At 56.2% G+C, this 19,342-nt stretch carries 22 protein-coding genes; 6 read left to right on the top strand and 16 right to left on the bottom strand.

Translation table 11 applies throughout. From position 1 onward, the window contains the following. Positions 1 to 12 precede the first annotated feature (12 nt). Positions 13 to 2,157, top strand: coding sequence for a phosphate acetyltransferase (gene pta / locus D5067_RS07165; protein WP_119937099.1), 2,145 nt, complete (start codon positions 13 to 15; stop codon positions 2,155 to 2,157). 74 nt (positions 2,158 to 2,231) lie between these two features. On the opposite strand, the gene D5067_RS07160 is transcribed toward pta, so the two are convergent. The 5 genes from D5067_RS07160 to D5067_RS07140 all read right to left on the bottom strand — a co-directional run bounded on the left by D5067_RS07160 (position 2,232) and on the right by D5067_RS07140 (position 6,213). After that, on the bottom strand, positions 2,232 to 3,185 hold the full coding sequence (locus D5067_RS07160) for a transketolase family protein (RefSeq protein ID WP_048992666.1): 954 nt from the start codon (positions 3,183 to 3,185) through the stop codon (positions 2,232 to 2,234). Then, positions 3,178 to 4,008 (bottom strand): transketolase, encoded by an 831-nt coding sequence (locus D5067_RS07155; protein ID WP_119937100.1) that lies wholly within the window; start codon positions 4,006 to 4,008, stop codon positions 3,178 to 3,180. Before D5067_RS07155 ends, D5067_RS07160 begins: the two co-directional genes overlap by 8 nt. Next, a complete protein-coding gene (locus D5067_RS07150; RefSeq protein WP_119937101.1) occupies positions 4,005 to 5,396 on the bottom strand; it encodes a PTS ascorbate transporter subunit IIC in 1,392 nt (463 codons plus the stop codon). The genes D5067_RS07155 and D5067_RS07150 overlap by 4 nt, the downstream gene beginning before the upstream one ends. Before the next feature lie 21 nt (positions 5,397 to 5,417). After that, on the bottom strand, positions 5,418 to 5,690 hold the full coding sequence (locus D5067_RS07145) for a PTS sugar transporter subunit IIB (protein WP_003861447.1): 273 nt from the start codon (positions 5,688 to 5,690) through the stop codon (positions 5,418 to 5,420). A gap of 79 nt (positions 5,691 to 5,769) precedes the next feature. Further along, positions 5,770 to 6,213, bottom strand: a complete 444-nt coding sequence (locus tag D5067_RS07140; protein ID WP_119937102.1) for a PTS sugar transporter subunit IIA — start codon at positions 6,211 to 6,213, stop codon at positions 5,770 to 5,772. 236 nt (positions 6,214 to 6,449) lie between these two features. Here D5067_RS07140 and D5067_RS07135 point away from each other — a divergent pair, with 236 nt between their 5' ends. Further along, positions 6,450 to 7,469, top strand: a complete 1,020-nt coding sequence (locus tag D5067_RS07135) for a LacI family DNA-binding transcriptional regulator (RefSeq protein ID WP_119937103.1) — start codon at positions 6,450 to 6,452, stop codon at positions 7,467 to 7,469. A gap of 3 nt (positions 7,470 to 7,472) precedes the next feature. Here the strand turns inward: D5067_RS07135 and yfcD are convergent, their stop codons facing one another. From yfcD to yfcF, 3 genes are read right to left on the bottom strand one after another with little or no spacing between them, the layout of a single operon-like run. Next, the gene (gene yfcD / locus D5067_RS07130) at positions 7,473 to 8,039 is read right to left on the bottom strand and encodes an NUDIX hydrolase YfcD (protein WP_119937104.1); all 567 of its coding nucleotides are present in this window, start codon (positions 8,037 to 8,039) and stop codon (positions 7,473 to 7,475) included. A 55-nt stretch (positions 8,040 to 8,094) separates the two neighbouring features. Continuing rightward, a complete protein-coding gene (gene yfcE / locus D5067_RS07125) occupies positions 8,095 to 8,646 on the bottom strand; it encodes a phosphodiesterase (protein WP_133302822.1) in 552 nt (183 codons plus the stop codon). A 56-nt stretch (positions 8,647 to 8,702) separates the two neighbouring features. Next, on the bottom strand, positions 8,703 to 9,347 hold the full coding sequence (yfcF, locus tag D5067_RS07120) for a glutathione transferase (protein ID WP_119937106.1): 645 nt from the start codon (positions 9,345 to 9,347) through the stop codon (positions 8,703 to 8,705). A gap of 140 nt (positions 9,348 to 9,487) precedes the next feature. Between yfcF and yfcG the strand changes: the two genes are divergently transcribed. From yfcG to D5067_RS07100, 4 genes are all read left to right on the top strand, one after another. Next, positions 9,488 to 10,117 carry a GSH-dependent disulfide bond oxidoreductase gene (yfcG, locus tag D5067_RS07115; protein ID WP_119937107.1) on the top strand — a complete coding sequence of 210 codons (630 nt, stop codon included), beginning with the start codon at positions 9,488 to 9,490 and terminating at the stop codon, positions 10,115 to 10,117. Between the two features lie 75 nt (positions 10,118 to 10,192). Then, complete coding sequence (gene folX / locus D5067_RS07110) at positions 10,193 to 10,561, top strand: dihydroneopterin triphosphate 2'-epimerase (RefSeq protein WP_119937108.1); 369 nt, start codon at positions 10,193 to 10,195, stop codon at positions 10,559 to 10,561. A 13-nt stretch (positions 10,562 to 10,574) separates the two neighbouring features. Further along, positions 10,575 to 11,468 (top strand): TIGR01777 family oxidoreductase, encoded by an 894-nt coding sequence (locus D5067_RS07105; RefSeq protein WP_119937109.1) that lies wholly within the window; start codon positions 10,575 to 10,577, stop codon positions 11,466 to 11,468. A 44-nt stretch (positions 11,469 to 11,512) separates the two neighbouring features. After that, a complete protein-coding gene (locus tag D5067_RS07100) occupies positions 11,513 to 12,034 on the top strand; it encodes a GNAT family N-acetyltransferase (protein ID WP_119937110.1) in 522 nt (173 codons plus the stop codon). A 97-nt stretch (positions 12,035 to 12,131) separates the two neighbouring features. Here D5067_RS07100 and hisP read toward each other — a convergent pair whose 3' ends face one another. The 8 genes from hisP to cvpA form a co-directional block, all read right to left on the bottom strand. Beyond that, positions 12,132 to 12,905 carry a histidine ABC transporter ATP-binding protein HisP gene (hisP, locus tag D5067_RS07095; protein ID WP_028016220.1) on the bottom strand — a complete coding sequence of 258 codons (774 nt, stop codon included), beginning with the start codon at positions 12,903 to 12,905 and terminating at the stop codon, positions 12,132 to 12,134. An 8-nt stretch (positions 12,906 to 12,913) separates the two neighbouring features. Continuing rightward, positions 12,914 to 13,627 (bottom strand): ABC transporter permease, encoded by a 714-nt coding sequence (locus D5067_RS07090; RefSeq protein ID WP_119937111.1) that lies wholly within the window; start codon positions 13,625 to 13,627, stop codon positions 12,914 to 12,916. Next, complete coding sequence (locus tag D5067_RS07085) at positions 13,624 to 14,310, bottom strand: histidine ABC transporter permease HisQ (RefSeq protein ID WP_119937112.1); 687 nt, start codon at positions 14,308 to 14,310, stop codon at positions 13,624 to 13,626. Before D5067_RS07085 ends, D5067_RS07090 begins: the two co-directional genes overlap by 4 nt. An 88-nt stretch (positions 14,311 to 14,398) precedes the next feature. After that, a complete protein-coding gene (gene hisJ, locus D5067_RS07080) occupies positions 14,399 to 15,181 on the bottom strand; it encodes a histidine ABC transporter substrate-binding protein HisJ (protein ID WP_119937113.1) in 783 nt (260 codons plus the stop codon). Between the two features lie 224 nt (positions 15,182 to 15,405). Further along, positions 15,406 to 16,188 carry a lysine/arginine/ornithine ABC transporter substrate-binding protein ArgT gene (gene argT, locus D5067_RS07075; protein WP_119937114.1) on the bottom strand — a complete coding sequence of 261 codons (783 nt, stop codon included), beginning with the start codon at positions 16,186 to 16,188 and terminating at the stop codon, positions 15,406 to 15,408. 290 nt (positions 16,189 to 16,478) lie between these two features. Then, on the bottom strand, positions 16,479 to 17,048 hold the full coding sequence (locus D5067_RS07070; protein ID WP_119937115.1) for a UbiX family flavin prenyltransferase: 570 nt from the start codon (positions 17,046 to 17,048) through the stop codon (positions 16,479 to 16,481). A gap of 89 nt (positions 17,049 to 17,137) precedes the next feature. Continuing rightward, on the bottom strand, positions 17,138 to 18,655 hold the full coding sequence (gene purF / locus D5067_RS07065; RefSeq protein ID WP_119937116.1) for an amidophosphoribosyltransferase: 1,518 nt from the start codon (positions 18,653 to 18,655) through the stop codon (positions 17,138 to 17,140). Positions 18,656 to 18,688: 33 nt separating this feature from the next. Then, the gene (gene cvpA / locus D5067_RS07060) at positions 18,689 to 19,177 is read right to left on the bottom strand and encodes a colicin V production protein (protein ID WP_000262116.1); all 489 of its coding nucleotides are present in this window, start codon (positions 19,175 to 19,177) and stop codon (positions 18,689 to 18,691) included. Positions 19,178 to 19,342 lie beyond the last annotated feature (165 nt).

Raw genomic sequence — 19,342 nt, 5'->3', positions numbered from 1 at the left:
AGAGGATAAACCGTGTCCCGTACTATTATGCTGATCCCTACCGGAACCAGCGTCGGCCTGACCAGCGTCAGCCTTGGCGTTATCCGTGCTATGGAACGCAAAGGCGTTCGTCTGAGCGTCTTTAAGCCTATTGCCCAGCCGCGTGCCGGTGGCGATGCGCCAGACCAGACCACCTCCATTGTTCGTAAGAACTCCAATCTGCCAGCGGCTGAACCGCTGAAGATGAGCCACGTTGAGTCTCTGCTGTCCAGCAACCAGAAAGACGTGCTGATGGAAGAGATCATCGCCAACTACCACGCGAATGCGCAGGACGCAGAAGTGGTGCTGGTTGAAGGTCTGGTTCCAACGCGTAAACACCAGTTCGCGCAGTCACTGAACTTCGAAATCGCGAAAACGCTGAACGCTGAAATCGTGTTCGTGATGTCCCAGGGTACAGATACCCAGGAACAGCTCAAAGAGCGTATTGAACTGACCCGCAGCAGCTTCGGCGGCGCGAAAAACTCTAACATCACCGGCGTTATCGTTAACAAACTGAACGCACCGGTTGATGAGCAGGGCCGTACTCGCCCTGACCTGTCCGAGATCTTCGACGACTCTTCCAAAGCGAAAGTGGTTAAAGTTGATCCGGCTAAGCTGCAGGACGCCAGCCCGCTGCCAGTACTGGGCGCGGTGCCGTGGAGCTTCGATCTGATTGCCACCCGTGCAATTGATATGGCGCGTCACCTGAACGCCACCGTGGTTAACGAAGGCGACATCAACACCCGCCGCGTGAAGTCCGTGACCTTCTGTGCGCGCAGCATTCCGCACATGCTGGAACACTTCCGCGCAGGTTCCCTGCTGGTGACCTCCGCTGACCGTCCGGACGTGCTGGTTGCAGCCTGTCTGGCCGCGATGAACGGCGTTGAGATCGGCGCTATCCTGCTGACCGGTGCCTACGAGATGGACCCACGCGTCAGCAAGCTGTGCGAACGCGCATTTGCGACGGGCCTGCCGGTCTTCATGGTGAACACCAACACCTGGCAGACCTCCCTGAGCCTGCAGAGCTTCAACCTGGAAGTGCCGGTTGATGACCACGAGCGTATCGAGAAAGTTCAAGAATACGTTGCGGGCTACATCAACGCCGACTGGATCGAATCCCTGACCGCGACCTCCGAGCGCAGCCGTCGTCTGTCCCCGCCAGCCTTCCGCTATCAGCTGACCGAGCTGGCGCGTAAAGCGGGCAAACGCGTTGTTCTGCCAGAAGGCGACGAACCGCGTACCGTTAAAGCGGCTGCTATCTGTGCAGAGCGCGGCATCGCGACCTGCGTGCTGCTGGGTAACCCGGATGAGATCACCCGCGTGGCGGCGTCTCAGGGCGTTGAGCTGGGCGCTGGTATCGAAATCGTTGACCCGGAAGTGGTTCGCGAAAGCTACGTTGCGCGTCTGGTTGAGCTGCGTAAGAGCAAAGGCATGACCGAAGCCGTTGCGCGCGAACAGCTGGAAGACAACGTGGTGCTGGGTACGCTGATGCTGGAGCAGGACGAAGTTGACGGTCTGGTTTCCGGTGCGGTTCACACCACGGCGAACACCATCCGTCCACCGCTGCAGCTGATCAAAACGGCACCGGGCAGCTCTCTGGTCTCTTCCGTGTTCTTCATGCTGCTGCCTGAACAGGTTTACGTTTACGGCGACTGCGCGATCAACCCGGATCCAACCGCAGAACAGCTGGCGGAAATCGCTATCCAGTCTGCTGACTCCGCGATTGCCTTCGGTATCGAACCGCGCGTAGCGATGCTCTCCTACTCCACCGGCACCTCCGGTGCAGGTAGCGACGTAGAGAAAGTGCGTGAAGCAACGCGTCTGGCGCAGGAAAAACGTCCTGACCTGATGATCGACGGCCCGCTGCAGTATGATGCCGCGGTAATGGCCGACGTTGCGAAATCCAAAGCGCCGAACTCGCCGGTTGCAGGTCGCGCTACCGTGTTCATCTTCCCGGATCTGAACACCGGTAACACCACCTACAAAGCGGTACAGCGTTCAGCAGACCTGATCTCCATCGGGCCTATGCTGCAAGGCATGCGCAAACCTGTGAATGACCTGTCCCGTGGCGCGCTGGTTGACGATATCGTCTACACCATCGCACTGACAGCGATCCAGTCTTCACAGCAGCAGCAGTAATTTTAAGGTCTTGTCGGATGGCGTTAGCGCCACCGGGCAACAAAAAGGCGACCAGAAATGGTCGCCTTTTTTATTTACAGCAGCTCTCTCGCCGCCGACACTATATCGTGCGCCGTCAGGCCATACTCCTTCTGCAGGAAGTCCTGCGTCCCCACCTGGCCGTAACGCTCCTTGACACCCACCCGCCGCATCGGCACCGGACAGGTTTCCACCAGCACTTCCGCCACCGCCGATCCCAGGCCGTTGTGAATGCTGTGGTTTTCACAGGTCACGATGCGCCCGGTTTTCTCGGCGTAGTTTTTCACCAGCATCCGGTCGATGGGCTTCAGGGTAAACATGTCGATTACCGCCGCGCTTACGCCCTCCTGCTCCAGCTGGCGCGCAGCCTCAAGCGCTTCCGCCACCATGATGCCGTTGGCAATGAGGGTGATATCGGTTCCCTCGCGCAGCACGTTGCCTTTGCCAATGGTGAAGGTTGAGCCCGGCGCATACACGCTCGGCGCCTGCTTACGGATGGTGCGCACCCAGTAGAAGCCTTCCAGGTCGATAAGCTGGCGCAGCACGTCCTCAAACATCACCGCGTCGGTCACCTCCAGCACCACCGAATGCGCAAGACCGCGCACGATGCCCATATCCTCAAACGACATGTGCGTGCCGCCGTTGTGGCAGGCCGTCACGCCCGCGTCCGACGCAATCACCTTCACGTTGTTGCGCTGGTAGTCCAGGGACATAAACAGCTGGTCGAAGCAGCGGCGGCTGGCAAAGGCGGTAAAGGTGTGCACGAACGGCTTGCGTCCGGTAAGCGACAGCCCCGCCGCGGTGCCGATAACGTTGGCCTCCATAATCCCGCAGTTGATCACGTGCTGCGGGTAATCACGCGCCACGCCGTCCATCGCCATTGAGCTCATCAAATCCGCTTCCAGGGCGATAATTTCGCTTCCGGCCTCGATCTGTTTTGCCACAAAGCCCGCGTAGACCTTGCGCATCTCGACGGCATCTTTCTGTCCTGCAGGTGCAACCTTAATCATGTGAAGCCTCCAGTTGGCGAATCGTCTCGTTGAGCGCCGCTTTGCTCTCCTCGGTCAGACGCAGGTGGTGCGAATTGCTGAGCTGCTCAAGGTACGGCACCCCCTGCCCCTTGATGCTGTCGAGAATGACGACCAGCGGACGCGCATCGGCCTCGGGTATCAGGGAGGTCACCTCCAGCAGCGCCGGAATGTCGTCGCCTTTCACCGTCACCACGTCATAGCCAAAGGCGCGGAATTTTCCTTCCAGGTCGAACGCGCTGATGATCTCGTCCAGCTCGCCGTCGAGCTGCTGCTTGTTCCAGTCCACAAATATCGTCAGGTTGTTTAGACGATGGTGGGCAATAAACTGGAACGCTTCCCAGCACTGCCCTTCGTTCAGCTCGCCGTCACCGACGATGCAAAACACCCGGTTCGGCCTTCCCGCCAGCCTGTGCGAGAGCGCCATGCCGCCCGCAATGGAGATCCCCTGCCCCAGTGAACCGGTGGTGGCATCCACGCCGCGCGTTTTCAGGCGGTCCGGGTGGCTTGGCAGGCGCGTGCCGTTCTGGTTCAGCGTGCTCAGCTCTTCAACCGGGAAGTAGCCCTTGATCGCCAGCGTGCTGTAGAGCGCCGGGCCAGCATGCCCCTTCGACAGGACAAAGTAGTCGCGCTCGGGCCAGTCGGGGTCGGCCGGGTCAATTTTCATTACCGCGCCGTACAGTACGGCAAGGGTTTCGACCACCGACATGCTGCCGCCGTAGTGCCCAAAGCCCAGCTGCGTCAGGGATTTCAGCGTCTCAAGACGGATCTGACGCGCCAGATGGGTTATCTCATTCTCATTCATGATTTGGCTCCGGTGTTTTCCTGCGCGCTACCGCCGGCAGGTTTGTTTTTAGCGAACACGTTGTACGCCACCAGCAGCGCGAACAACGCAACGACAAGTCCGGTAATCGCAAGCGGCGACAGGAAGCGGGCCAGGTTGCCCAGCAAAATCCCGACGGCGCCGAAGTCGGCGTCGGAGAAGGTGGTATTGGCAAAGCCAATCGCACCGAGTACGGGCAGCAGCAGAACCGGCAGGAAGGTGATCAGCAGGCCGTTAGCAAAGGCGCCAATCATTGCCCCGCGGCGTCCGCCGGTGGCGTTACCGAACACGCCCGCCGTTGCGCCGGTAAAGAAGTGCGGCACCACGCCCGGCAGGATAAGCACCCAGTTGAACTGGCCGCAGATCAACAACCCCACAATTCCGCCGAGGAAGCTGAACAGGAAGCCAATCAGCACCGCGTTGGGGGCATACGGATAGACCACCGGGCAGTCCAGAGCAGGACGCGCGTTTGGCACCAGTTTTTCGGAGAAGCCGGTAAAGGCCGGGACGATTTCCGCCAGAATCAGGCGCACGCCCTGCAGGATGATAAACACGCCTGCCGCGAAGGTGATCGCCATGATAATGGCGTAGACCAGGTAGTTCTGACCGCCGCTGAAGGTGGCCTCTACGTACTCACGCCCGGCGCTCACCGCCATGATCAGGTAGATAATCATCATGGTCAGGGAGATGGAGATCGAGCTGTCGCGCAGGAAGCTCAGGTTCTTCGGCAGGTTCATCTCTTCGGTTGAGCGTGAGCCTGTGCCGACCTTACTGCCAATCCAGCCGGACAGCACGTAGCCCAGCGTGCCGAAGTGGCCGAAGGCAATCTCGTCGTTGCCGGTAATGCGCTTCATGTAGCGCTGCGCAATCGCCGGGAAGAAGGCCATGATCAGGCCGAGGATCAGCGAGCCGGTAAAGACCAGGCCCACGCCTTCAAAGCCCGCCACCGTCAGGATCACGCCAATCATGCACGCCATGTAGAAGGTGTGGTGACCTGTCAGGAAGATGTACTTCAGGCGGGTAAAGCGCGCGACGATAATATTCGCCACCATCCCGAAGGCCATAATCAGCGCGGTAGAGGCGCCGTATTTTTCCAGCGCAATCGACACAATGGCTTCATTGTTTGGAATAATGCCCTGAATATTAAAGGCGTGCTCAAACATGCCGCCCAGCGGATTTAATGACCCCACCAGCACCGTGGCGCCACCGCCCAGGACAATAAAGCCAAGAATGGTTTTAATGGTGCCTTTCACCACGTCTGAAAAGGCTTTTTTCTGCGCGACAAGACCAATTAACGCAATTAAGCCGACCAGCACCGAAGGTACTTTTAATATATCAACAACGAAATTCAGCGTTTCAAGGATAAACATATCCACCTCGCCTAAACAGGGTTATTGTCTTTCGAACCAGGCGCGCAGCTGCGCTTCAAGCTCGTTGATGTCAATGATGTTGTTAATCACTACCAGCTGGCTCTCCGGCACGCTCGCGCTGGCCGCGATGTCTTTTGCCATCACGAAAAGATCGGCCGCACCGGGGGTGGCGGAGGAGAGATCGGAATGTTCAACCTCGGCCTCAATCTCCAGCTTTTTGAGTACCTTTTTAATATTCATTTCGACCATAAAACTACTGCCCAGGCCAGAACCGCAAATAGCCATTATTTTCATTGTTATCCCCTTTTTTGAGTAGAGTACGCCCCATCACGCTAATGCGTAACGTTGAGAAGAATCGAATTAACCCGGTAAATCAGAAGCGGTCGATGATTGTTTTTATCTCCTCCAGCGAATTCGCCCGATGTAATTCCGCCATATCCTCGTCGCTGGAAAATAATTCTGCGAGTGTGGAGATCATTTCGATATGGCTATGTTTATCCGGTGCCGCCAGCATTACGATCGTATCGACGGGGTCAAACTCACCGGCACCAAAAGAGACGCCCTGTTTCAGTTTTAATAATGAGAGGCCAAGTCCTTTCGCGCCTTCTTCCGGCCGCGCATGCGGCATCGCCAGCCCTGGTGCCAGCACGTAATAAGGTCCTAACGCGCGGTGCTGCTCGATGATGGCCGTGATGTAAGCCGGTGCAATCACCTGTAAATCCAGCAGCGGCTTCGCGCACAGCTCCAGCGCCTGCGGCCAGTCCTCTACGCTGTCCTGCAGCGTGATGGTTGTATCATATATCCACTTTTTGAGCACTTTACCCTCCGGCCACAACGCAAAAGATGAGCAAACTTTATTCAACACATCACTCATTGACTGCGATCGGGATCACAAAGATAGCGCTACCAATGACTAACATTCAGAAGTGTGATAGCGCTATCAAATTGCCATCATGGTGTGAAATCACAGCAAAAAAAGGGATTTAAGGCGTATACTGCCTTTCACGTGAAGCGAAGGATGAAATTTGTCGCGTCCTGTCAGCAGGAAGATGTATGTCTCTAACCCGAAAACGACGCAGTACCGGCAAAGTGACGCTCGCCGATGTGGCACAGCTTGCCGGGGTCGGCACAATGACCGTGTCCCGTGCACTCCGCACGCCTGAACAGGTTTCCGATAAGCTGCGAGAAAAAATTGAAGCCGCCGTGCAGGAGCTGGGATACATGCCCAACCTCGCCGCCAGCGCGCTGGCATCGGCGTCGTCCTGGACGATTGCAATGGTGGTTCCTAACCTCTCCGAATCCGGCTGCTCGGAGATGTTTGCCGGGCTACAGCAGGTGCTGCAGCCTGCCGGGTATCAGATCATGCTGGCGGAATCTCAGCACCGGCTTGAGCAGGAAGAGAAGCTGCTTGAAACGCTGCTGGCATCGAACATCGCCGCCGCCATTTTGCTCAGCGTTGAGCATACGGACACCGTGCGCCACTGGCTGAAAAACGCCTCCATTCCGGTAATGGAGATGGGCGCGATGCGCGCCGATCCGATTGATATGAATATCGGGATCGATAACGTTGCCGCCATGTATGAACTGACGGAAATGCTGATCCAGCGCGGCTACCAGAATATCGGCCTGCTGTGCGCCAACCAGGAACAGTGGATATTCCAGCAGCATCTGCAGGGCTGGTATAAAGCCATGCTTCGCCACCACATGTCGCCAAACCGGGTCATCAACGCCGCCATGCCGCCGAGCTTTTCCACGGGCGCGGCGCAGCTGCCAGAATTCCTGCTGGCGTGGCCGGAGCTGGATGCGCTGGTGTGCGTCTCGGACGAACTGGCCTGCGGGGCGCTGTACGAATGCCAGCGTCGACGCATTAAAGTGCCGGACGATCTTGCCGTAGTGGGCTTTGGCGACAGCGACGTGAGCCGCGTCTGTCAGCCGCCGCTGACAACCATGGCGGTGCCGCATCGTAAGATTGGGATGGAAGCAGGAAAAGCGCTGCTGGAACGTCTGAATGATGGAGACTGGCGCGACCATAAGCCTATCGCGTCCAGCCTCTGCCTGCGGGAGAGTTGCTAAGGCTTACTCGGCCTCTTCCTCTTTTTCCGCTTTATTTTCCGGTTTCGCGGATTCGTTTTTGGCGTTGCGGGTCATCCACAGCGCCAGCGCCTTCAGCGAATCAGGCGTGAACTCGTCACAGCGCGCGGTGATTTCTTCCGGCGTCATCCAGCTCACTTCGCTCACCTCTTCTTCCTGCAGCGCGAACGGCCCGTGGGAAACGCAGCTAAACAGCCCGCCCCAGACGCGACAGTTTTCGTCTTCGAAATAGAACTGACCGTGTTCGGCAAACGGCACACCGGCAATGCCTAACTCTTCTTCTGCTTCGCGACGCGCGGAATCCAGCAGCACTTCATCTGCCTGCACGACGCCGCCCGCAGTGGCATCCAGCATACCGGGGAGAAAATCTTTGGTATCCGTACGGCGCTGGACCAGAATTTTGCCCATACCGTCATGCACAACGATGTACGTTGCACGGTGGCGCAGACGCTCCGCGCGCATTTGCTCGCGGCTGGCCTGCGCGATCACTTCATTCTCTTCGCTGACAATGTCAACCCACTCTGTACTTGCCAAATGACTCTGCTCCACCATCGGGAAACCTTCTCGTCTAAGCGCTCTTTCGGCGCGTTTGCAGTTGAGGTGTAACTTACGGATTAATCGCTACCTGCGCAATAACTTGCTGATCATTAAGTGCGATAACGCTTAACGTATTCTCGGCAAGCATGCCATAGCTTGCCGCGTATCCGCCTTTCGGGATACTGACGGAACCGGGATTAAAGTGATAGATCTCGCCGCGTTTTTCTGCCACCGGAATATGAGTATGACCGTAAACCAGGACATCGCCAGCGGCGAGCGCGGGGAGATTGTCCGGGCCAAAAAGATGACCGTGAGTCAAAAAAAGACGGCTTCTTTCCAGTAAAACCTGCTGCCACGGCGCGACGATGGGAAAGTGCAGCAGCATCTGGTCCACTTCGCTGTCGCAGTTGCCGCGCACGGCAATAATGCGCGAAGCATATTGATTCAGTTTTTCAGCCACCTGCGCCGGGGCATAGCCTTCCGGCAGGGCATTTCGTGGGCCATGGTTTAACACATCGCCCAGAACCACCAGCCACTGCGCCCCGCTTTGGGCAAACAGAGAAAGAACGCGTTCGGTAGCGGGCAGCGATCCATGGATATCCGACGCAAACATCAGTTTCATCAGTCACTCCTCGGGAAAACAGACTGTCCCTATCATACCTGAAGCGCCAGGGCTTATCAGCCAGCACGCTTAGCGGAGAGTGCCACATAGCGCTGCACCGAGGCGCGCTGCCACTGGAATGCGGCATAATCCACCAGCAGCGGTGGAACCTCATCGCCGTTGAGGATCAGGCGGTTCAGCATCAGCGCCAGGTCGGTATCGGCAATGCACCACTCGCCAAACAGATTTGGGTTGCCGTGGGCCAGCAGCGAGGAGGCGGTTTCAATCAGCTTTTGCGCACTGGCAAGGCCTTCTGCACTCAGCGCGGGCTTTATCACCCCGGCAAAAACGACGTCAGTGGAACGTTCAACGCGGATCGGCACCAGATCGCTGCGCAGCCACGCCTGGATCTGCCGCGCGCGGGCGCGCTTTTGCAGATCGTGAGGATAGATACGCTCCCACTCCGGCGGCGCAAAGCGATCTTCAAGGTATTCATCGATCGCGGATGATTCACTCAGCTCAAAGCCGTCGATTTCCAGCACCGGCACGCGTCGGGTTAGCGCGTAGCCCTGCCACTGCGGTTTCAGGTGCTCACCGCTGTCAAGATCGACGGTTTTGAGGCTAAAAGAGAGCCCTTTCTCGGCCAGCGCGACGTAGGCGCTCAGGACATAGGGTGAAAAATAGCTGGAGTCGGACCACAGGGTAATCGCAGGCTGGTTCATAACATCCTCATCGTCTGATCGGTTTTTATTCAACATATAATCTCTTTACGCCGCTGTCACTTGATGAAAACTCACGATTTACAACAAGCACCTATACTCATTTGTCATGGCATCACTATTCGCACTGACAGGAGTTGAGCATGATCGACCTTTACTATGCCCCTACCCCAAACGGCCATAAGATCACCCTCTTTCTTGAAGAAGCCGAGCTGGACTACCGGATCGTTCGCGTCGATATCAGCAAAGGCGATCAGTTCCGGCCCGTGTTTCTGGCGATATCGCCCAACAATAAAATTCCTGCCATTATCGATAACCTGCCCGCCGACGGCGGCAAACCGCTAAGCCTGTTTGAATCCGGCGAAATCTTGCTCTACCTGGCGGAGAAAACCGGCAAGCTGCTGAGCGGGGAGCTGCGCGAGCGCCACCATACGCTGCAGTGGCTTTTCTGGCAGTCGAGCGGTCTGGGGCCCATGCTGGGACAGAACCATCACTTTACCGCCTACGCGCCGCAGCCGATCCCCTACGCTATCGAGCGCTATCAGGTTGAAACCCAGCGGTTATATGGCGTATTAAACCGCCGGCTGGAGAAAACGCCGTGGCTGGGAGGCGATAGCTACAGCATTGCCGATATTGCCTGCTGGCCGTGGGTAAATACGCATGAAAAACACCGTATTGACCTCGCGTCTTATCCCGCCGTGAATAACTGGTTTGAACGCATTCGCAATCGCCCGGCTACCGAACGCGCCCTGCAAAAAATCCATCAGATTTGAGCCTGCACCCCGTTGGGTACAGGTATCGCTCTCATGTATTATGGTGAGTAAATACTGACACGGAGAACACCTGCAATGTCGCAGCATGACGCTATTATTCGAATAAAAAACTTACGCTTACGCACGTTCATCGGTATCAAAGAGGAAGAGATCGCAAACCGACAGGATATCGTTGTCAACGTGACGATTCACTACCCGGCAGACAAGGCGCGCGCCAGTGAAGATATCAATGACGCGCTGAACTACCGCACCATTACCAAAAGCATCATCCAGTACGTTGAAAACAACCGTTTCTTCCTGCTGGAAAAATTAACTCAGGATGTGCTCGATATCGCACGCGAACATCACTGGGTCACTTATGCTGAAGTAGAGATCGATAAACTTCACGCCCTGCGTTACGCCGACTCCGTCTCCATGACGTTAAGCTGGCAGCGCCAGGCGTAAATCTGGAGGTGATATGAAGATTCTGCTGACCGGTGGTACGGGCCTGATTGGTCGCCATCTCATTCCCCGCCTGCAGGCGTTGCATCATGACGTCACCGTGGTCACGCGCAGCCCTGAGAAGGCGCGTCAGGTGTTGGGAACGGGTATCGACATCTGGAAAGGTCTGGCTGAAAAGGAGAATCTGGACGGTTTTGACGCCGTCATTAACCTCGCGGGCGAGCCCATCGCCGACAAGCGCTGGACCGAAGAGCAAAAACAGCGGCTGTGCAGCAGCCGCTGGAATATCACCGAGAAGCTGGTTGAGCTGATTCGCAACAGCCAGACGCCGCCGTCGGTGCTGATTTCGGGTTCTGCGTCCGGCTATTACGGCGATCTCGGCGAAGTGGTGGTCACCGAAGAGGAGCCGCCGCACAACGAATTTACCTATAAGCTCTGCGCCCAGTGGGAGCGTATCGCCAGCGCCGCGCAGAGCGATAATACCCGCGTCTGCCTGCTGCGTACCGGCGTGGTGCTTGCGCCGAAAGGCGGCATTCTGGGCAAAATGCTTCCCCCCTTTAAGCTGGGGCTCGGCGGGCCAATCGGCAGCGGGCGTCAGTATCTGGCCTGGATCCATATCGACGATATGGTGAACGGCATCCTCTGGCTGCTGGATAACGACCTGCGCGGGCCGTTTAATATGGTGTCGCCGTATCCGGTGCGTAATGAGCAGTTCGCCCATGCGCTGGGGCATGCCCTGCATCGCCCGGCGGTGCTGCGTGTGCCTGCCGCGGCGATTCGCCTGTTGATGGGGGAATCTTCGGTGCTGGTGCTGGGCGGACAGCGCGCGCTGCCAAAAAGATTAGAAGCCTCAGGTTTTGCGTTTCGGTGGTATGACCTTGAAGAGGCGCTGGGGGATGTGGTGCGGTGAATATGCTACAGTCATACGCCATGTTCCGATGATATGGCGTAACAATGGCAACCATCACCACTTCCCGGCTTCATCTCACTCCTTTCGAACCCTCTGACTGGGCTTTTTTTCGCACGCTGCGCGAAAACCGCGACATCATGCGCTACATGGCCGCTATTGCCCCGGAAAAAGAGACCCGACGCGTGTTTGCCGCACGCCTGATGGCGGAGCATGTATTCGTGATCCGTTTTAAGGATGACGATACGCCGCTGGGCGATATTGGCCTGCAGATCGGCTCAGAGAACCGTGAAGAGGCGGATATCGGCTACACGGTTGTGCCTGCCGCACAGGGAAAAGGCATTGCCAGCGAGGCGCTGCGGGCAGTGTGCGAGTATGCGTTCAACCAGACGGGCGTGAAGGCGATTAACGCATACGTGCTGGCGGACAACGGTGGGTCGGTGCGCGTGCTGGAGAAAGCCGGGTTTGTGCGTACGCAGGTGCTGGAGAAGGCGTATGAGATTGACGGAGTACGGTATGACGACTGGGCGTATCGGCTCGAGCGTGCCGGACGGCAACGGAATTTGTAGGCCCGGTAAGCGAAGCGCCACCGGGCGATTGGGCTGCACTGCGGCCTGATGCCCTCACCCCGACCCTCTCCCACAGGGAGAGGGAGAAAGGCAAAACCTACTTCAACGATCCCTTCAGGAACTGCTGTAAACGCGGGCTTTGCGGGTTCGCTAACACCTCGTCAGGATGCCCCTGCTCTTCAATTTTTCCCTGATGCAGGAAGATAACGTGATTTGAGACGTTACGGGCGAAGCCCATCTCATGCGTCACCACCACCATTGTTTTTCCCTCTTCGGCCAGCTTCTGCATGATGCGCAGCACTTCGCCAACGAGCTCCGGGTCCAGCGCGGAGGTCGGTTCGTCAAACAGCAGCACCTCCGGCTCCATCGCCAAAGCGCGGGCGATAGAAACACGCTGCTGCTGACCGCCTGAGAGATGCACCGGATACTTCATCTGCTGGCGCTCGTCGATACCCACTTTGGCAAGGTACTTCACCGCGCGCTCGCGGGCTTCCTGCTTGCTCAGGCCCAGCACCTGAACCGGCGCTTCCATCACGTTCTCCAGCACCGTCATGTGGCTCCAGAGGTTGAAGTGCTGGAAGACCATCGTCAGGCGCGTGCGCAGCAGACGCAGCTGATTTTTATCCGCCACCTTCAGCTGGCCGTCTTTATCGCGCACCAGATTAATGTTCTGCCCGCTCACGACAATCGAGCCTTCGCTCGGTTTTTCGAGGAAGTTGATGCAGCGCAGGAAGGTGCTCTTTCCTGAACCGGATGAGCCGATAATACTGATTACGTCGCCCGCGTTCGCCTGCAGCGACACCCCTTTCAGCACTTCATGTTCGCCGTAGCGTTTGTGCAAATCAATTACGTTTAATTTGTTCTCAGCCATCATCTTTCTCAGTGCGTCGAAGGTTTTATATGCTGCAACCAGCGTTTTTCAGCCTTGCGGAACAGGCTAATCAGGACGTAGGAAATAATTAAATAGAGCACCGCCGCAATGCCAAACGCGGTAAACGGCTGGTAAGTTGCAGAGTTGATGTCTCGCGCAATCTTCAACAGGTCCGGCACCGTCGCCGTAAAGGCCAGCGCGGTGGAGTGCAGCATCAAAATCACTTCGTTACTGTAGGCCGGCAGCGCGATGCGCAGCGCCGAGGGCAGAATAATGCAGCGATAAAGCTTCACCGATGAGAAACCGTATGCGCGCGCCGCTTCAATCTCACCGTAAGGTACGGAGCGGATGGCGCCTGCGAAAATCTCGGTGGTATAAGCGCAGGTGTTGAGCGTGAGCGCCAGCACCGTACAGTTGAGGCCGCTGCGGAAGAAGGCGTTCAGCATCTCGGTGCCTTTCACAATCTCCAGCGTGTACATCCCCGAATAGAATACCAGCAGCTGTACGTACAGCGGCGTACCGCGGAACACGTAGGTGAATAGCCAGATCGGGAAGCGGATATACTTGTTGTTCGACACGCGGCCGATGGCGAGAAACACGGCCAGAATACCGCCCATCACGACGGAAGAAATCAGCAGCCACAGCGTAATGGCCACGCCTGTGAAGCGGTAGCCATCGGTCCACAGCAGCGATTTCCAGTACTCCTGAATAATCTCAATCACAGGTCAGCCCTCTTCACACCCACGGAGTAGCGACGTTCGAGCAGAAGCAGCACACCATTGGAGACGGTCGTAAAGACCAGATAAATCACGCCACACACCACCGCAAAATAGAACGGCTCCCAGGTGCTTTTTCCCGCCAGCTGGGTCGCTTTCACGACGTCTTCCAGACCCAGCAGAGAGACCAGCGCCGTTGCCTTGAGGATAACCTGCCAGTTGTTACCGATGCCCGGAAGCGCGTAGCGCATCATGGCCGGGAACATGATCCGGCGAAACGTTTGTGAGGAGGTAAAACCGAATGCGGTCGCCGCTTCAATATGCCCTCTCGGCACCGCCATATAGGCGCCGCGGAAGGTTTCCGTGAAGTACGCGCCGTAGATAAAACCAAGGGTAATAATACCGGCCACCATCGGGTCGATATCAATTTGATCCATGCCGACGGCATCCGTCACGCTGTTGAGCGCAATTTGCAGACCGTAAAAAATCAGCAGCATCAGCACCAGGTCCGGGACGCCGCGAATCAGCGTGGTGTAGCCTTCGAAAATCATCGCCAGCGGTTTATTTGCCGACAGCTTCGCGCCCGCGCCCGCCAGGCCTATCAGCACCGCCAGGATCACGGAGCTGATAGCCAACTCAAGGGTGACAAGCGCGCCTTGTAGAATAACGCCAGAAAATCCGTACAGCATACCGCGTGCCCTGTCGTGTCGTGAGTGGTGGAACCGTGTCTATTCCCCTCCCGCAGCGGGAGGGGCCGCACGTTATTTGCCGGGGCGATTAGCCGCCGTAAACATTAAAATCGAAGTATTTTTTCGCCAGCCTGTCGTAGGTGCCGTCTGCACGTATTTCGGCAAAGGCTTTATTCAGCGCTTCGCGCAGTTCGTTGTCTTCTTTACGCAGCCCCATACCGGTACCTACGCCAAAGAGCTTCTCGTCCTTGATGGACGGGCCGCCGAACTTGTAATCTTTCCCCACAGGCTGCTTAAGGAAGCCTTCGCTCGCCGCGACTTCATCCTGGAAAGCGGCATCAATACGGCCCGCCGTCAGGTCAGCGTAGATATTTTCCTGGCCCTGATAGGAGACGATTTCAATCCCTTTCGGCGCCCAGTGTTCATTGCCGTAGGTTTCCTGGGTAGTGCCCTGCAACACGCCGACGCGTTTGCCCTTCAGCGACTCAAGGGTAGGCTGAATGTCTGAAGACTTAGCCACCACCAGACGAGAATCCGCTGCGTAGAGTTTGTCGGTGAAGGCAATCTCCTGCTGGCGTTTTTCAGTGATGGAAAGGGAAGACATGATCACGTCGATTTTTTTTGCTTTCAGCGATGGGATCAGCGCATCCAGCGGGTTCTCAACGTAGGTACATTGCGCTTTGATGCGTTTGCATAGCTCATTGGCGATATCAATGTCAAAACCAACCAGTTCACCCTTCGCATTCTTCGATTCGAACGGGGCATAGGTTGGGTCAGTACCAATACGAATTTTTTGCGGAATGGCAGCGAATGCCGCGGTGGCGCTGGAAAGTGCCAGTACCAGTGAAAGTGACAATGCTAGCTTTTTCATATCTATCCTCAACAAACTGTCTTCATACGCGTTTTACGACGACGGGGTGCTGTTAATGTGCCATCAATTCACGCTTTCAGGCAAAGAATAATGGCTGAGAGGCGGGAATTTTTGCATTTTAAATGCTTAAGTATGCACACAGCGATCCAATACGGTGCACCCTTTGCACCATATTGGATCATGAGCACCAGCAATGCACCACATCAGTGCATTGCCGTTACGCATTAGTCACCGTAGACGTTGAAATCGAAGTATTTCTTCGCCAGCTTGTCGTAGGTACCGTCTTTACGCAGCTCGGTAAACGCTTTGTCGAAGGCGGCTTTCAGCTCGGTATCGTCCTTACGCAGGCCGATACCGGTACCATCACCAAAGTATTTTTTGTCTTTGACAGACGGGCCAGCAAAAGCAAACTCTTTGCCTGCCGGCTGTTTCAGGAAGCCTTCGCTCGCGGCGACTTCATCCTGGAACGCCGCATCAAGACGGCCTGCGGCCAGGTCAGAGTAAATCAGATCCTGGTTCTGGTAGGCCACCACGTCTACGCCCTTCTCACGCCAGTTGGCGTTTGCAAAGCCTTCCTGGGTAGACCCCTGAAGCACGCCCACGTGCTTGCCTTTCAGCGAGTCAATGGTCGGCTGAATCGGAGAGCCTTTTGCGGCAATCAGACGGGAATCCGCTGCGTAGAGTTTGTCGGAGAAGGCAATCTCCTGCTGACGTTTTTCGGTGATGGAGAGGGAGGAGATAATGGCGTCAATTTTCTTGGCTTTCAGCGACGGGATCAGCGCGTCGAAGTCGCTGCCCACCCATGTGCATTTCACCTCCATGCGTTTGCACATCTCATTTCCCAGATCGATATCAAAACCAACGAACTCGCCTTTCGCATCCTTGGAGGAGAATGGCGCATAGGTTGCGTCTGTACCGATACGTACCGTTTGTGGCAGTGCCGCGTAGCTACCTGCTGCTGCACTTAACCCCACGAGCAAAGACAGAGCCAGAACCGTCTTCTTCATACATTTACCCTCAAGTACCGTGATTTTATTATGTATTGTGTTGTGTGTTGTATAGCAGGCTTCTCTTGCAGGTCTTATGCCACATTGCCGTCTGGTCAAAAATTCGACGTTAAATATGTTAATAAAACGTTGCGATATTGCCTTAATGAGGAAAGATAGCAGGTCTGCCGAACGAACCGGAAAGAGAAAAAGGGAAAAAAGGAATTAAATGTTGAGGATATGATCGCGGTTGCAGTTTTGCCCTGAAACAGGGCAAGTTGTCTTTTCATGCACCTTGCGGGTGCACAACTTTACGCGCCCTGCCAGCGGGTGAAAAGTTCGTCGGGCAGTTCAATATCAAACTGATCCAGCACGCGGTTAACGGTCTGGTTAATGATGTCATCCAGCGTTTGCGGGCGATGGTAAAACGCCGGCACCGGCGGCATGATGACGGCCCCAAGCTCTGCCGCCTGGGTCATTAGACGCAGATGCCCCAGATGCAGCGGCGTTTCCCGCACGCAGAGTACCAGCGGACGGCGCTCTTTCAGCACCACGTCAGCCGCACGCGTCACCAGCGTGTCCGTATAGCTGTTAACAATGCCGGAGAGCGTTTTAATTGAACAGGGCAGGATAACCATGCCCGCCGTTTTAAACGAGCCTGATGAGATACTGGCTGCGATATCACGCGCGTCGTGTACCACATCCGCCAGAGACTGAACGTCACGCAGGGAGTAATCGGTTTCAAGCGAGAGGGTCTGACGCGCCGCCTGGCTCATGACCAGATGGGTTTCAACCTCTTTTACGTCGCGCAGCACCTGCAGCAGGCGTACGCCGTAAATGGCACCACTGGCACCGCTAAGCCCAACAATAAGTCGTTTCATGATATTCGCCCCGGCTGATTTCAGGGCTGACTGTGCAGGATTTTATGAGGAGTTGCAAGTGAGGGCGGCTGCCCTCACCTGCAGAAGCATCAACCTTCGTTGTGCATCTCTAAGCTTTCGAGATCGTTCTGCAGCTGGACGGCTTTTGCGTCGTCGTTACGCAGCGAATCAAGGTAGTCGAGATACTGCTGGTCAACGTCTTTAGTCACATACACACCGTTGAACACTGAACACTCGAACTGCTGAATGTCCGGGTTCTCGGCACGTACCGCGTCGATCAGATCGTTCAGATCCTGGAAAATCAGGCCGTCGGCGCCGATAATCTGGCGAATCTCGTCCACTTCACGACCGTGAGCAATCAGCTCCGTCGCGGTAGGCATATCGATGCCGTACACGTTCGGGAAGCGGATTTCAGGGGCCGCTGAGGCCAGATACACTTTCTTCGCACCGGCTTCGCGCGCCATCTCGATAATTTGCTCAGAGGTGGTACCACGCACAATGGAGTCATCCACCAGCAGGACGTTCTTGTCGCGGAACTCTGCGCGGTTGGCGTTCAGCTTGCGGCGCACGGACTTACGGCGCAGCTGCTGGCCCGGCATGATAAAGGTGCGGCCAACGTAGCGGTTCTTCACGAAGCCCTGACGGTACGGTTTATCCAGAATACGGGCGATTTCCAGCGCGATATCGCAGGAAGTTTCCGGGATTGGGATCACCACGTCGATGTCCAGGTCGTCCCACTCGCGGGCAATTTTCTCGCCCAGCTTCGTCCCCATGTTCACGCGCGCGCTGTAAACGGAGATTTTGTCGATGAACGAATCCGGACGGGCGAAGTATACGTATTCGAACAGGCACGGATTGCTGACCGGGTTGTCTGCACACTGGCGGGTAAACAGCTGGCCCTTCTCGGTGATGTAGACCGCTTCACCCGGCGCGACGTCGCGCAGGAATTCAAAGCCCAGCGTATCCAGCGCCACGCTTTCGGAGGCGACCATATACTCGGTACGGCCATCGCCCAGGTCACGCTTGCCGAGCACCAGAGGACGGATACCGTTTGGATCGCGGAAGGCGACCATGCCGTGGCCGATAATCATTGCAACGCAGGCATACGCGCCGCGGATCAGGCGGTTAGTCGCGGCAACGGCGGCAAAAATGTTATCAGCTTCCAGCGGGTAGTGACGGAAGTTATCCAGCTCGCTGGCAAAAATATTGAGCAGGATTTCTGAATCAGAGGTGGTGTTAATGTGGCGACGTTTCTCTTCAAACAGCTTTTTACGCAGCTCATGGGCGTTCGTCAGGTTGCCATTGTGGGCAAGCGTGATGCCATAAGGAGAGTTGACGTAGAAAGGCTGAGCCTCAGAGGCGCTGGAGCTGCCAGCGGTAGGATAACGAACGTGACCAATCCCCATATTACCCTGCAGGCGCTGCATATGGCGGGCTTCAAACACATCGTTTACCAGGCCGTTTGCTTTACGTAAACGGAAGCAGTTGTGTGCATCAATGGTGATGATGCCCGCAGCGTCCTGTCCACGGTGCTGAAGCACCGATAATGCGTCATAAATAGACTGGTTAACCGGCATGAAACCGGCGATACCGACAATACCGCACATTCGTCTTTTCCTCGTTAAGCCACATCTCAGGGTTTATGCCCTGGGCAAGAAACTCGACGAGCTTTGCAGATAGTCAAAGAACCATCTGATGATGAAGCTGAACTCTGGAATGAGCTGCGATTTCTGCCAGTCTTCGCTTTTCGAGAACCCGGTGAAGGTATCCAGGAAGAACAGTATCGCGGCCACAATGAGCACGCCTCGCAACGCCCCGAAACAGATCCCGAGCACCCTGTCCGTCCCTGACAGACCGGTTTTCTCGACCAGCTGACCTATCACGTAATTGACGATAGCGCCGACAATCAGCGTCGCGATAAACAGCACCGCGATGGCGATTCCGTTTCGGACCAGTTCATCTTCAAAGCCCGTGAACCAGACAGACAGGTAAGTGTAGTAATGACTGGCAACAAAGAAAGCACAACCCCAGGTTACCAGCGATAACGCTTCACGAACAAAGCCACGGATCAGGCTAACCAGACAGGAAAAACCAATCACCGCAATGATGGCGTAATCAATCCAGACCATATGTGTCCCACGATTAAACGCCCTGTCATCCAGTTCGGGGCGAATTCTAACAGAAAAAGAAAACGTTTGCGTAGGGATTTCCTTCCCGCGCGTAAATAAAAAAGGCGCTGAAAAAATGCTCAACGCCCCCGTCCTTTTGACGTCTCTTTGAACGTCTGCTCTCCC

It is taken from the genome of Enterobacter huaxiensis, assembly GCF_003594935.2.
Lineage (GTDB): Bacteria > Pseudomonadota > Gammaproteobacteria > Enterobacterales > Enterobacteriaceae > Enterobacter > Enterobacter huaxiensis.
This window is presented reverse-complemented; position numbering and strand designations above follow the sequence as displayed.